Origin of the sequence: Borborobacter arsenicus, from assembly GCF_003934165.1 — a bacterium.
Lineage (GTDB): Bacteria > Pseudomonadota > Alphaproteobacteria > Rhizobiales > Rhizobiaceae > Pseudaminobacter > Pseudaminobacter arsenicus.
Map to the genome: position 1 here is coordinate 63473 of NZ_RKST01000027.1, position 13271 is coordinate 76743.

The following is a 13271-nucleotide window of genomic DNA, read 5'->3' on the forward strand; positions in this document are numbered from 1 at the left end:
CCAATTGGACGCACAGCGTCCTTAAGACTGCTTTTTCACCTTCTTTTTACGCGGTTTTTTCTGTTTTCCGTCAGTTTTGCCTGAAAACCCATCGGGTTTTGGCTTGAATTTCCCTGTTTTCCGGCTGGTTTTCGGCGAGAAAGCGGGTTCTGGGGCAGGCGGGGCACCGTCCATTCGCTGGATGGTGACGCCCTTTTCGCCGGTTCCGTTCTGCTTGACGCTGGCCCAGAATGCGTCGGCCTTGTCGCCGGCGATCTCGAACTGGCTGTCGGTGTCCTGGATCCTGATCGAGCCGACAGCCCGCTTGGTGATGCCGCCTGCCTTGCAGATCATCGGTAGCAGCCAGCGCGGCTCGGCCCGCTGCTTGCGCCCGACACTGACGCGGAACCAGACGCCATTGTCGAAATCGCTGCGAGGAGCACGCTCGGCTTGAGGACGGCGCTCGCGCTCGGCAAAATGCGCCGGCGCCTCCATCAATTCTTCCGGGGCCGGCCGCGCAGCCAGTTGCAACCGCAGATAGGCGGCGGCGATCTGCTCGGCACCATGCGTCGCCATCAGTTCCCTGACGAAACCGATTTCGTCCTCGTCCGGCAGGACGGACAGCGCCGGGTCATCGAGAATACGCTGACGGTTGTGGCGTTCGATGTCGGATGCTGTCGGCGCCGGCACGGTCTGTGCCGATAGTTTGGCAAGCTTGAGGACGCGGTTGGCAGCCCCGCGCCGATGAAAGGGCACGATCAGGGTGCAGATGCCCTTGCGGCCGGCCCGACCGGTGCGGCCGCTGCGATGCAGCAGCGTGTCCGGATTGGACGGGAGATCTGCGTGGATGACAAGATCGAGATTGGGCAGGTCGATGCCGCGGGCGGCGACGTCTGTTGCCACGCAGATGCGGGCCCGGCCGTCGCGCATTGATTGCAATGCATTGGTGCGCTCGGCCTGGCTGAGTTCGCCGGAGAGCGAGACGACCGCAAAGCCGCGATTGGCAAGCCGGCTCGACAAATGCTTCACCGCCTCGCGGGTGTGGCAGAAGACGATGCTGTTTTGCGAATCGAAGAACAGCAGCGTGTTGATGATGGCGTTCTCGCGGTCGGCCGGCGCCACCAATATCTGCTGATATTCGATATCGGTGTGCTGGGAGCTTTCGCCCTGTGCGATGATGCGGTGCGCATCGCGCTGAAACCGCTTCGCCAATTGCGCGATCTGGTTGGGGACGGTGGCCGAAAACAGCAATGTCCGGCGTTCGGCTGGCGCTGCGGCAAGGATGAATTCAAGATCGTCGCGAAAGCCGAGATCGAGCATTTCATCGGCTTCGTCGAGGACTATGGCGCGCAGTTCGGTAATGTCGAGCGAGCCGCGGGTGATGTGGTCGCGAAGCCGGCCAGGTGTGCCGACGACGATATGCGCGCCGTCGGCGAGCGCTCGCCGCTCGCCGCGCATATCCATGCCGCCGACACACGACGCGATGCGTGCGCCCGTTTCCCGATAGAGCCATTCAAACTCGCGGCGCACCTGAATCGCCAGTTCACGCGTCGGGGCAACGATTAGTGCCAATGGCAGGCCAGCCGGCTCGAAACGTTCGGCGCCGCCAAGCAGGGTGGGCGCAATCGCGATGCCGAAAGCCACGGTCTTGCCGGAGCCGGTCTGCGCTGAAACCAGGAGATCGGCATTGTGTGCCTCCGGCGTCAGCATGGCCTGCTGAACCGGGGTCAACGCCTCGTAGCCACGCGATGCAAGTGCGGCCGCCAGTGCGGGCGCCATCGTGCCGAGATCAGTCATGAACGAGCTTTCAAAACAGGCATGACGGCCGCCGACTTTTGTCGGAGCCGTCGCGTCTAAAGGTAAATCTGCGCTTTCTGGCGCGGTTACAGGAACGTCGCTTCCGGTCGTATCAATCGAACAGGCTGGAAACCGATTCTTCCGAGGCCGTGCGCGATATCGCTTCGCCGATCAGGTCGCCGATCGAGATGACACGGATATTCGGCGCAGCCTCGATGCCGGATGTCGGCTGGATGGAGTCGGTAATCACCAATTCCTGCAGCTTCGAGCCGGAGATGCGCGCGATCGCGCCGCCCGACAGCACGCCATGGGTGATATAGGCGGTCACGCTGGTTGCTCCATTGGCCAGCAGCGCGTCGGCGGCATTACAAAGCGTGCCGCCGGAATCGACGATGTCGTCGATGAGTAGGCAATCCTTGCCGCGTACATCGCCGATGACGTTCATGACCTCGGATTCGCCCGGCCGCTCGCGGCGCTTGTCGACGATGGCCAGTTGTGCATCGATGCGCTTTGCGAGCGCGCGGGCGCGCACCACGCCGCCGACATCAGGCGAGACGACCATGACATTGTTGAGCTGCTTGTATTTGGCCTTCACGTCGCGGGCCATGACCGGGACGGCGAAGAGGTTGTCGGTCGGAATGTCGAAAAAGCCCTGGATCTGGCCGGCATGGAGATCGAGCGTCAGAACACGATTGGCGCCGGCGCGCGTTATCATGTTGGCAATGAGCTTGGCCGAGATCGGTGTGCGGCCGGAGGCACGGCGATCCTGCCTAGCGTAGCCGAAATAGGGAATCACCGCCGTGATGCGCCGCGCCGAGGAGCGCATGAACGCATCGATCATGATGAGCAGTTCCATCAGGTGATCATTGGTCGGGAAGGAGGTGGATTGCAGCACGAAGACGTCTTCGCCGCGCACATTCTCCTGGATTTCGACGAAAATCTCCTGATCCGCGAAGCGCCTGACGCTGGCCTTGCCGATCGGTACGTTGAGATAACGGGCGACCGCCTCGGCCAGAACCCGGTTGGAGTTGCCCGCGAAGAGTTTCATGAAACGTTCCAGGTAGAGAATATAGGCGGCCTTTTAGCCGCCTTGGCTGCTATTGCAAGCGTCATAAGGACATTTTGAAGGCGAATCCCAAAAAAGCGGCCCTGTCCTCAACAAAAGTCGCATGCCGGCAAGGTCAGCCGGAACTGCTCAGCCATGCCGCAAGCTGGTCCACCGTGGTGTCGGCGATGGTCTGCATGGCGCTGGGAGGAACCGATGTCCACCCGTCCCCATCGGTGATCGGCACCTTCTGCTGGCCGTTGATGCGGTGCAGTCTCGTGCCTGCCGGATCATAGACATCCCAGACATAGACCACCGTCGTCTCCTTGCCTTCGGTGAGGGCGGAGAAATAGCCTTTCAGCACATGGGTGGTGGCCGGGTCCGTCGAGCCGGCCAATTTGATGCCGCGTTCACGTGCGCGGCTTGCCAATCTTTCGGTGAGTGGAGTTGCAGCCTCGACGGTCGTCCCGACGATGGGCGCAAATTGGATATGGGCATTGGCCGGCACGGCAAGTTTCTGCCCCGATGTCGCAGGCGCTGGTGTGTTCGCGGGTGCAGCCGGCGACACCGATGCAGTGTCGGTGTCTGATGCGGGGAGGGCGGTGCCGGGTGTTTGCGCGGCGATGGCCGACGGCTCAAGGACGTCCTGGGTGCTGGTGCATGCCGGCAGGGCAAGCAGCAGGGTAGCGCCGGTGGCTAAACCTCGCAGGATCGGTGATTTCCTTGCGGAGCGGGAGGTCATCATCTTTTCCGGTTGATTATTTGACGATCAGATCAAGGTCGTGGCGCGACAGCGGCTTGGGCTGGGTTTCCGTGGTCAGGTAGGTGCGGCCTAGCGTCATTGCCGTTTCGCTTTCCGAATCCATGATGATCATATGGGCAAACAGCGTCATGCTGGGAGCGATCGGCTCGGGGTTGCCTTGGTAGAACATCGGCATATCCATCCAGGATGGTGCAAAACGGGCGCCTACCGAATAGCCGCAGGCGTTGAGCCGGTGCTTGGTCAGCCCGTGCGATTCCATGCTGCGGGCATGGGCGTCGAAGACATCGCCGAATGTGTTGCCGGGGGTCATGGCCTTTTCGACTGCGAGCAGGGCGTCCTGCGCGGCGTCGAACAGTTCCTGGTGCCGCTTGGAGACCTTGCCGGTAAGGATCGTGCGCATCATCGGCGCGTGGTAATGGTGGAAGACACCGGCCCATTCCAGCGTCAGCTGGTCGTTTTTGGTGAGCTTGCGCCGCCCGGCCTTGTAGCGGCATAGCAGCGCGTCAGGCCCAGATCCGATGATGAATTCATTGGCGGGATAGTCGCCGCCACCCTGGAAGATTGCCGCCTGCATGGCCGCGAGAATGGCCCCTTCGTCGGCTCCCTGCTTGATCAGCTTGAGGGCGGCATCCAGCGCCTCATCGGAAAGGGCCGCCGCCTTTTCCGCTTTCTGGACTTCGGCCGGGCTCTTGAACAGGCGCAGGCGGCTGACAATGCCGGAAGCATCGACGATCTGGCCGAAAGTCTGCAGCTGCTCATCAAGGCGGCGGCCATTGAAGGCGGTCAGGCCGTGGGTGTCGTATTCGACGCCGATGCGCGCGCCGAGCAGATCAAGGTCATTCAGCAGATTGCGCAGGTCGAGCGCCGGATTGGCGCCGTCGCGGTCGGTCCACAGGACGATGTTTTCTATCGTGGAGGTATGGCGTGCCTGCCGCAGATCGGCCGAGCGCGTCAGCAACACCATCGAGCCGTCGGCCTTCATGACCAGGCTTTGGAAAAAGCAGAAGCCGAACGTGTCGTAGCCCGTCAGCCAATACATGCTTTCCTGCGCGAACAGCACGATGGCGTCGAGCTTCTTTTCGGCCATTTCGATGATGAGGCGATCGCGGCGTGCGTCAAATTCAGACCGTTCGAAATGAAGCGCCATCAAATGTCCTCCAGAACGATTGCGGAAATCTGCCGGCCATAGTCGGCTTCCTTCCGGTGCGTCGAGCGCCGGTAGGAGTAAAACAGGTCTTCCCGAGCATAAGTGCAGCGATCGAGGCACCCGGCGGTGACGCCGGCGCGGAGCAGCCGGTCGGTCGTATAGCGGTTGAGATCGAACATGGCGTGGCCGGGGTTGCGGGACGGTGTGAAATAACGCTCGTTGCCGCCATCCGCCTCGATGAAGCGGGCGATGAATTCCGGGCCGACTTCGTAGTTTTCCGGGCCGATCGAGGGGCCGAGCACGGCGACGATCCGCTCGCGTGCAGCGCCGAGGGTCTCCATTGCGGCGATGGTGTTTTCCAAAACGCCGGTGAATGCGCCTTTCCAGCCGGCATGGGCCGCGCCGATCACACGCGCCTGCCCGTCTGCAAACAGCACCGGGCCGCAATCGGCGGAGACGGCGCAGATGGCAAGGCCGGGAGTGTCGGTGACGATGGCGTCGGCCTTGGGACGTTCCTGTGGAAAGGCGCCCCGCGCCACAACCACGTCAGGCGAGTGCACCTGATGCACGGTCAGCAGCGCATCGCTGCCGACGCCCATCCATGCAGCGACCCTGCGGCGATTCTCACGCACCTTCACCTGGTCGTCGCTGGAGCCGGTGCCGATATTGAGACCCCGATAGATACCCTCGGAAACGCCGCCGGCGCGGGTGAAATAGCCGTGCCGGATGCCTTGGGATTGTGCCTCGTCCAGCAAGGCGGATCGGATCGGATCTGGACCTGATTGATCAGACATGAGCGCCTTGTTCTCTGCGAACGCCATCTCGTCAAGGTGAAATTCGCGATACCCGCCAAGCTTCTTTCCGGCGCAGGCGACAGTGGGATAGCATGTTGGGCGTGTCAATCCGCAACGCCGAACGGCGCGATGGAGATGCCGCGCGGCATGACAGCCAGTGGAATGAATTTGACATTCGATGCTCGATCGGTGGCGGCCGCGACATCGAATGTCAAATTCGAAAATTCCACTGGAATCATAAACTTGCTAGTGGTTCTTCTGTTTCTAACATTTGCCCTCGCGCCTGGTACAAATAGGATGCAAATGTTAGAAACGAACCACTAGTACCTTGAAAAGGGTGCCCATGGCATCGGGGCCGGCAAGCCGCTCGACCTCGCCGCGTATCTTTTCCTGGGTCGCAGTGTCGGCTTGCGCGCCAAGCCTGCCTGCGCGTTCAAGCAGGCCGAGGTCGAGCAGGAAATCGCCCTGGGTCATCAGTGTTGCGTCCAGGCCATGTTGCCGGGCGGTGGCCGCCAGGGACGCAAAATCGACATGCGCGGTCAGGTCTGCCCGTCCCGGCTCGCCCAGAATGTCGGCATAGCGATGCTTGCGGAGCGCCTGCAGCGTGTCGCCGATGCCGGGCTCGGCGTGCCCGTAGTCGATGAACAGGCCGGCGCCGCCATGCGCATTAATGCGTTGCGAGATGGCATCCATCAGCGCTGTCCGTGCCGGGCCAACCTCGAAGATCGCGCCGTCTGAAGCGTTTGCCGCACTTTCAGGCAACAGCGAAGGATCGAGCGAGGCCGCGCCAGCGACAAAGCGCAACTCTCCCTGCTCGTCGAGGCCGATGCAACGTTCGCGCCATTGGCCACTTGTCCGGACGAATTGCCGTATCGGAATGGCATCGAAAAGCTCGTTGCCGACGATGATCAGCGGCATTTGCGGCAGAGTATCGAGGGTTACGTGCCATTCGACCGCCGCATCCGTGGTGGCCAGTGTCTTCTTTTGGATAGCGGCCAGTCTCGGGCTGGTTTCGATCATCGAAAAGCGCGCGACGGGGAACAGTTCGGGCGCGAGCCTGGCCAGCGTCCGCAACATGTCCTTCATCAGAGTGCCGCGCCCGGGACCGATTTCGGCGATGGCGACGGGCAGGGGCTTGTCTGTCGATTCCCAGGCCAGCCGGATCCAGATGCCGATCAATTCTCCGAACATCTGGCTGATTTCCGGCGCGGTGGTGAAGTCACCCGCCACACCGAACGGTTCGCGGGTGGTGTAGTAGCCGTGTTGGGGATCAAAAAGGCAAAGCGCCATATAGTCCGCGACCGATAGTGGGCCGCCGGTTTCGATCAGCGCTGTGATGCGCTTTTTCAGCGGTGTCATGCAGGGTTCGGGGCGGGGGCCGGTTTTGCCGTCGCCATCGCCCAGACTCCAAGAGCTACCATCGGCAATGACAGCACCATGCCCATGGTCAGCCAGCCGCCGAAAAGATAACCGATCTGCTGGTCGGGCTCGCGGAAGAATTCGACGAAAATGCGCGAAGCGCCATAGCCGGCGACGAAAGCACCGGCGATGAAGCCGGGCCTCTTCAGCTTGAAATATCGGTGGCTGAAGATGCGCAGGATGCAGAAGAGAACGAGGCCTTCGAGCGCGGCCTCATAGAGTTGGCTCGGATGGCGGGTGAACGGTCCGCCATTGGGAAACACAAACGCCCAGGGCACGTCTGTCGGCCTGCCCCACAGCTCGGAATTGATGAAATTGGTGAGGCGGACAAGACCGAGCCCAACCGGTACGCCGGCGGCGATGGTGTCGAACATGGTCCAGACACGGATGCCGCGCGAGCGCGCAAACAGGATCATGGCGAGCGTCGTGCCGGCAAAGCCGCCATGAAACGACATGCCGCCCTGCCAGACGGCGAAAATATCGAGCGGATTTTCCAGATAGCGCGCCAGATCGTAAAACAGGATATAGCCGACCCGGCCGCCCAGGACGACGCCGACCGCCGCCCAGACGAGGAAGTCATCGAGATCTTCCGGCTTCATCGGCAATGCGCCATTCGTCCACAGGCTGTGGTTGCTCACCAGCCGCTTGGCATACCACCATGCAAACAGGATGCCGACTATATAGGCAAGACCATACCAATGGATGGCGAGCGGGCCGATCTGCACGATGACCGGATCGATATTTGGGAAAGGCAATGCGGCCAGCGGCAAGGCCAGATACTCACTCACGGAACGCTCCTGGGTCGTTTGGCGCGGAAGATGCGGCAGGCTTGGGGCGTGGTCAAGGCAGACCGCTCATAGCGCCTTGCATTCGCCGCTTCGCCGCATTACCTCGATTGGAGCAATCAAAGCGCCCGAGGTTTAGCGATGTCTACCGGACCGAACCGTATCCTTGACGAATTCGCCAAGCTGGTCACCGATGCTGCCGGGGCAGCGCAGGGCGTGCGCCGAGAGGTGGAAACGGCCTTCAAGAGCCAGGCCGAAAAAATCCTGAACACGATGGATGTCGTGCAGCGCGAAGAGTTCGAGGCGATGCGCGAAATGGCACTGAAGACACGTGCCGAGAACGAAAACCTTGCCGCCCGTGTCGCCGAACTGGAGGCAAGGCTGTCGAAAATCGCCGGCCAGGAGCCTGAAGCCGGCTCCGAAACCTCCACAAAGCGCACCACCAGGGCTGCGCCGAAGAAATAATTCGTTAAGCTTTTCCACAAAGCCCCATCGCAAAAAGCGCTTTGGCCTGAATCGCTTATCCGGCTTGCATGAATCTTTGCGCCAAGCGCTGTCCACACCCTTCTTGCGTCCCGCAAAAAAAGGGGCTGGTCATGCGACTCTGCATCAATACACTGAATTTGTTGCATGATTCGGAGCCGGATCATGCGCCGGGTGGTGGGGGTCCGGTTGAAGTATTGTGTGCCGACCATTCCCTTGCCGATTGCGTTCGAAAAAAGATTGTTCACGCATCTAGCCGCTCGAATGGCGAGGTGCGCTGCCAGGACGTCAGGAAGCATCTATGGAACTTGTCGAACTGGAGTTCGCACGCGAAATTCATCCGGTGGATGTGATCGAGCAGGTTGCGCACAACAATGAATGGTCGTTCGAGCGCACAGGCGACGACGAGATTTCCATTTCGGTAAGCGGTACCTGGACCGACTATCACGTCTCCTTCTCCTGGATGGAGGATTTCGAGGCGCTGCATCTGGCCTGCGCCTTCGATATCAAGGTGCCTGAAACCAGGACGATCGAGATCATGCGGCTGTTGTCGCTGATCAACGAGCAGATGCTGTTCGGCCATTTCGACCTCTGGGAGCAGGAGGGTGCGATCATGTTCCGCCAATCGCTGCTGCTGGCGGGTGGCGTGGAGCCGACGAGCCAGCAGGTCGAGGTGCTGCTTTCCTCGGCGTTGGAAGCTTGCGAATGCTATTTCCAGGCGTTCCAATTCGTCGTCTGGTCGGGCACGTCGGCGAAGGACGCCTTGGCCAGCGTGTTGTTCGAGACATTCGGCAACGCCTGAAGTCCACGATCATGAGCACGCATACCGCCCGCAAGCCGGAGATCACTTTTGCCGATTTCGACCGGGTCGACATCCGCGCCGGCACTATTGTCGAAGCCGAGCCCTTTCCGGAGGCGCGCAAGCCGGCGATCAAGCTGAAGATCGATTTCGGCCCGGAGATCGGCGTGAAGAAATCCTCCGCGCAGATCACCAAATACTATTCGGTGGAAACGCTGGTGGGGCGTCAGGTCTTCGCTGTCGTGAACTTTCCGCCGCGCCAGATCGGAAAATTCATGTCGGAAGTGCTCACGCTGGGCTTCCCTGACGAGGAAGGCGATGTGGTGCTAGGCGCGATCGAGCGCAAGGTGCCCGACGGCGGGCGACTGTTCTGATCTGCCGTTTGTGTTGGAGCATGATCTTTTGCGGGTCACGCTCCGATCAGGCCGGCACCTTGATGACGGCCCTCAAGCCTCCCATCGGACTATCGTCGAGGGTGATGTCGCCGCCATGGCCACGGGCGATGTCGCGGGCAATGACAAGGCCGAGGCCCGTTCCCGTCGAATCGAGATTGCGCGCCGCGTCCAGCCGCACGAACGGCTTGAACACGTCCTCGCGGCGTGACTGCGGAATTCCAGGTCCGTCATCGTCCACGGTCACGGTCAGCGATCCGCGAGCATGGTTGGCTGTGACGCGCACGTTTTTGGCATAGCGGAAGGCATTGCCCACGACATTGGCGAGCAGCCGTCCGAAGGCATTGGGCCGGACATGGACGATGCCGCCGCCGGCGAGCGATGTGGTCAAATTGCAGCCAAGCAGCTTTGCTTCCTCGGCGAGTTTTTCGAAATAAGCCTCGAGATCGAAGCTGCCCGGGTCCTCGGACGTCTCGCCGCGGGCGAAATCGAGATAGCCTTCCAGCATCGACTGCATGTCGTCGATGTCCTTGTTGAGCGCCACGACCTCCGATTTTCTGCCGATCAGGGCCAGTTGCAGCCGGAACCGCGTCAGGATGGTACGGAGGTCATGGCTGACCCCGGTCAGCATGGCGGTTCGCTGTTCGATCTGGCGCTCGATGCGCTCACGCATCTGGATGAAGGCAAGGCCGGCACGGCGCACCTCGTCAGCGCCGCGCGGGCGGAAATCCTGTGTAGGCCAGCCCTTGCCGAAGCTTTCGGCGGCCTGGGCAAGCTGCAGGATCGGCCTGATCTGGTTGCGCAGGAAGGGAATGGCGATCATCAGCAGCACCAGTGATGTGCCGACCATCCAGATGAGGAAAATAAAGGTATTGGAGGCGTAGGCCTGGCTTCGGCGGACAAAAGCCCGTAGGACCTTGTCTTCGAGTTGGACACGGACCTCGACGATGTTGGAGTTGCCCACCGTGTCCAGCCAGAACGGCCGGTTGATCTGCTTGGTGATCTCGGATGACAGGGTCTGATCCAGAATGGAGAAGAACGGCTTGGGGCCGGGAGGAGGCAGCGGTTCGGGCGGCAGGAGATCGATCTTCAGCGACAGCCGGTCCTGGGCGATGCGGATGACATTGGCGTAGTCGTCGTCGTGCGGATAAGTCTCGATCATGTCGATAATCGCGGCGATGTCGCGCGTCACCGCTTGTGACAGCCTGAGCGTCACCGTTTGCCAGTGGCGTTCCATGAAGACGAATGCCACGACCGACTGCAACAGGATCATCGGCGTGATGATGATGATCAGCGAGCGCGGATAGAGCCGCTTTGGCATGTAAAGCGAAACGAGCCGCCAGAAGCGGTTCCAACTGCGTGGCACTGAAGCAGCCAGGCGTTTGACACGCCCGGCAAGGCCGCTCGCTCGCGCATTGTTCACTTCCGAAGTTGCCATCTGCTCCTTTCCATTCGCCGCCGTCATCGCCGTTGCGGGTAGAGACTGTTACGAGACAATCTATTGCACTGCCCGGCGGTCTGTAAGACGTGTTCTTGAACAATGGCCCATACGCTTGTTCAGGGGGTGTTTTTCTCACCACTATCGCGGGGAACTTTGCTGTCACCGGCGCATTTATCGGTCCGGATGCCTGATGTCGGTTCGGAAGGGCATCAAGGCTTGATGGGGCGTTTTTTGGGGGACTGTCAATGAGCACAGCCGATAAATCGGTGTCGGGCGATGTCTCGCAGTCGTCCGACGACGGTTCACGTTTTGCACATGCTTCCCTGCCCACCGTCGTCACGCTGATCGGCGTTGCGGCGATCCTGCATATCGGCCAGGAAGTGTTCCTGCCGCTCGCCGTATCCCTTCTGCTGACCTTCGCGCTCGCGCCGATCGTCTCATTCCTGCGCAGACGCTCGTTGCCGAAAATTCCGGCGGTGATCCTGACCGTCGCCGCCGCCTTTGCCATGATCGCATTGTTCAGCTTCGTGATCGCTACCCAGGTCGGCAGTCTGGCGCAGAATATCCCTACCTACCAAAGCAACATCCTTGAAAAAGTCCGCTCGCTGCGCGACGCCGGCGTCAGCGGCGGTCTCATGGACCGGCTGAGCGGCACCGTAGAACGGGTCGGTGCCGAACTGCAGAAGAACACCGGGCCAGCCGTCGCCGATTCGGCACAACAGGTCCCGCGCGAGCCGCTTCCGGTCGAGATCGTGACGCGCTCGAGCCCGATCGAGACATTGAAGAACGTCATCGTTCCGCTCGCCAGCCCATTCGCGACTGCCGGACTAATCGTCGTGGTGGTGATCTTCATGCTGCTGGAGCGCGAGAATTTGCGCGACCGTTTCATTCGCCTTGTCGGGCACCACGACCTCCATCGCACGACGGCGGCCCTGGAAGATGCCGGAACGCGGGTCGGCCGCTATCTGCTGATGCAATTGGTGGTCAATACGCTCTACGCTATTCCAATTACCCTCGGGCTTTGGGTTCTCGGTATTCCCAATGCCCTGTTGTGGGGCATGCTGACGCTGGTTCTGCGCTTCGTTCCCTATATCGGGCCGGCCATCGGCATGATGCTGCCGCTTTTCCTGGCGCTGGCGATATCGCCCGGCTGGTCACTGGTTTTGTGGACCGCCGGGCTGTTCCTGGTCATGGAACTGTTGAGCAACAATGTGCTCGAACCCTGGCTCTACGGCTCGCATACCGGGCTGTCGCCACTGGCGATCATTGTTTCGGCGATCTTCTGGACCTGGCTTTGGGGGCCGCTCGGCCTGGTCCTGTCGACGCCGCTTACCGTGTGTCTGGTCGTGCTTGGCCGGCACGTTCCGCAGTTCGAGTTTCTCGGCGTCTTGCTCGGCAATGAGCCGGTTCTGGAGCCGCATGCGAGCCTCTATCAGCGGCTTCTGGCCGGCGACCCGGATGAGGCGACCGACACTGCCGAGGAATTCCTGGAGGAGGACTATCTCGTGGACTACTACGAGAAGATCGGCATTCCGGCCCTGCTGCTTGGTGAACAGGACCGGCAGCGCGGCGTCATGCATGATCAGCAGCGCGCCCGCTTTGCCATGAGTGCGCAGACGCTTGTCGCCAACCTGACCGAGATAGCCGAGGAGGAGGAAAACGAGGAAGACAGCGAAAAAGAGAACGGCGGTGCATCGGAAAATGACTCCGACGAGGATGCCGATGAGGTCGATCTGCCGGATGGTGAAGGCAAAACCCTGCTTTGCCTTGGCGGACGAGGTGACATCGACGATGCGGCGGCTGCAATGCTGGCGCAGGTCCTCGAAGTTCAGGGTGCTATCGTTGACACGGCCTCGCACGCTTCAATCGAGGGCAGCAATATTAGGCAAATTCCGCTGGACGAGACCGACACGGCAATCGTCGCGTTTCTAAACGGCAGTTCGAAGGCTCACGCGCGTCACATCGTTCGCCGCCTGAAGCGCCTGAAGCGCTCGCTGCGTGTCGGCGTCTATATTCCGCTGGCCAACGGCACCGACAGTCCGGAGATCGACGCGGCAGCGATAAATGCCGATTTTGTCGCCGTCACTCTCACTGAGGCGGTCGTGTCGGGGTTGACCGAAAGCCGCCCCGTGCCGCTCAAGTCCGCTCCGAGACGGCTTGCCCGTCCACGTGCGCGCAGCGCGAAGGAACTTCAGGCGGCTCGCACGGCTTAGAGCGAGATGACGTTCCCTTGAATGGCCGTCTCGCTCTAAGCCTTTGTTCTTGAAGCATGATCTTCTCCGAAAAGTCTGCAGCTTTTCGGGATCATGCTCTAGGTCACGTACCCATAAACGGGATTGAACGAAGCCGCTGACGCGGCATTTGGCAGGTCGGTTTGCGGTTGAGGCTTCTGTTTTGAAGGATTGCGGCTGTTGAAGCGCAATCTTG

Annotated in this window: 12 protein-coding genes; 4 read left to right on the forward strand and 8 right to left on the reverse strand. The window is 61.0% G+C overall.

Going from position 1 to position 13271, the window contains the following annotated elements; all coding sequences use genetic code 11:
- Positions 1-21 precede the first annotated feature (21 nt).
- From EET67_RS21630 to lgt, 7 genes are all read right to left on the reverse strand, one after another.
- Positions 22-1776 carry a DEAD/DEAH box helicase gene (locus tag EET67_RS21630; RefSeq protein ID WP_128628297.1) on the reverse strand — a complete coding sequence of 585 codons (1755 nt, stop codon included), beginning with the start codon at positions 1774-1776 and terminating at the stop codon, positions 22-24.
- Between the two features lie 112 nt (positions 1777-1888).
- A complete protein-coding gene (locus EET67_RS21635; RefSeq protein ID WP_128628298.1) occupies positions 1889-2824 on the reverse strand; it encodes a ribose-phosphate pyrophosphokinase in 936 nt (311 codons plus the stop codon).
- Between the two features lie 133 nt (positions 2825-2957).
- A complete protein-coding gene (locus EET67_RS21640) occupies positions 2958-3563 on the reverse strand; it encodes a hypothetical protein (RefSeq protein ID WP_128628299.1) in 606 nt (201 codons plus the stop codon).
- Positions 3564-3579: 16 nt separating this feature from the next.
- On the reverse strand, positions 3580-4731 hold the full coding sequence (locus EET67_RS21645) for a M24 family metallopeptidase (RefSeq protein WP_128628300.1): 1152 nt from the start codon (positions 4729-4731) through the stop codon (positions 3580-3582).
- Positions 4731-5525, reverse strand: coding sequence for a peptidoglycan editing factor PgeF (gene pgeF / locus EET67_RS21650; RefSeq protein ID WP_128628301.1), 795 nt, complete (start codon positions 5523-5525; stop codon positions 4731-4733). Before pgeF ends, EET67_RS21645 begins: the two co-directional genes overlap by 1 nt.
- A gap of 306 nt (positions 5526-5831) precedes the next feature.
- Positions 5832-6884, reverse strand: coding sequence for a class I SAM-dependent methyltransferase (locus EET67_RS21655; RefSeq protein WP_128628302.1), 1053 nt, complete (start codon positions 6882-6884; stop codon positions 5832-5834).
- On the reverse strand, positions 6881-7732 hold the full coding sequence (gene lgt, locus EET67_RS21660) for a prolipoprotein diacylglyceryl transferase (protein WP_128628303.1): 852 nt from the start codon (positions 7730-7732) through the stop codon (positions 6881-6883). The genes EET67_RS21655 and lgt overlap by 4 nt, the downstream gene beginning before the upstream one ends.
- A gap of 138 nt (positions 7733-7870) precedes the next feature.
- Here lgt and EET67_RS21665 point away from each other — a divergent pair, with 138 nt between their 5' ends.
- From EET67_RS21665 to EET67_RS21675, 3 genes are all read left to right on the forward strand, one after another.
- The gene (locus EET67_RS21665) at positions 7871-8194 is read left to right on the forward strand and encodes an accessory factor UbiK family protein (RefSeq protein WP_128628304.1); all 324 of its coding nucleotides are present in this window, start codon (positions 7871-7873) and stop codon (positions 8192-8194) included.
- Positions 8195-8513: 319 nt separating this feature from the next.
- Entirely contained in the window at positions 8514-9014 is a 501-nt protein-coding gene (locus EET67_RS21670; protein ID WP_128628305.1) for a type III secretion system chaperone family protein, read from the forward strand.
- Between the two features lie 11 nt (positions 9015-9025).
- The gene (locus EET67_RS21675) at positions 9026-9385 is read left to right on the forward strand and encodes a tRNA-binding protein (protein ID WP_128628306.1); all 360 of its coding nucleotides are present in this window, start codon (positions 9026-9028) and stop codon (positions 9383-9385) included.
- 46 nt (positions 9386-9431) lie between these two features.
- On the opposite strand, the gene EET67_RS21680 is transcribed toward EET67_RS21675, so the two are convergent.
- Complete coding sequence (locus EET67_RS21680; RefSeq protein WP_128628307.1) at positions 9432-10841, reverse strand: ATP-binding protein; 1410 nt, start codon at positions 10839-10841, stop codon at positions 9432-9434.
- Positions 10842-11089: 248 nt separating this feature from the next.
- Here EET67_RS21680 and EET67_RS21685 point away from each other — a divergent pair, with 248 nt between their 5' ends.
- A complete protein-coding gene (locus tag EET67_RS21685; RefSeq protein ID WP_128628308.1) occupies positions 11090-13057 on the forward strand; it encodes an AI-2E family transporter in 1968 nt (655 codons plus the stop codon).
- Positions 13058-13271 lie beyond the last annotated feature (214 nt).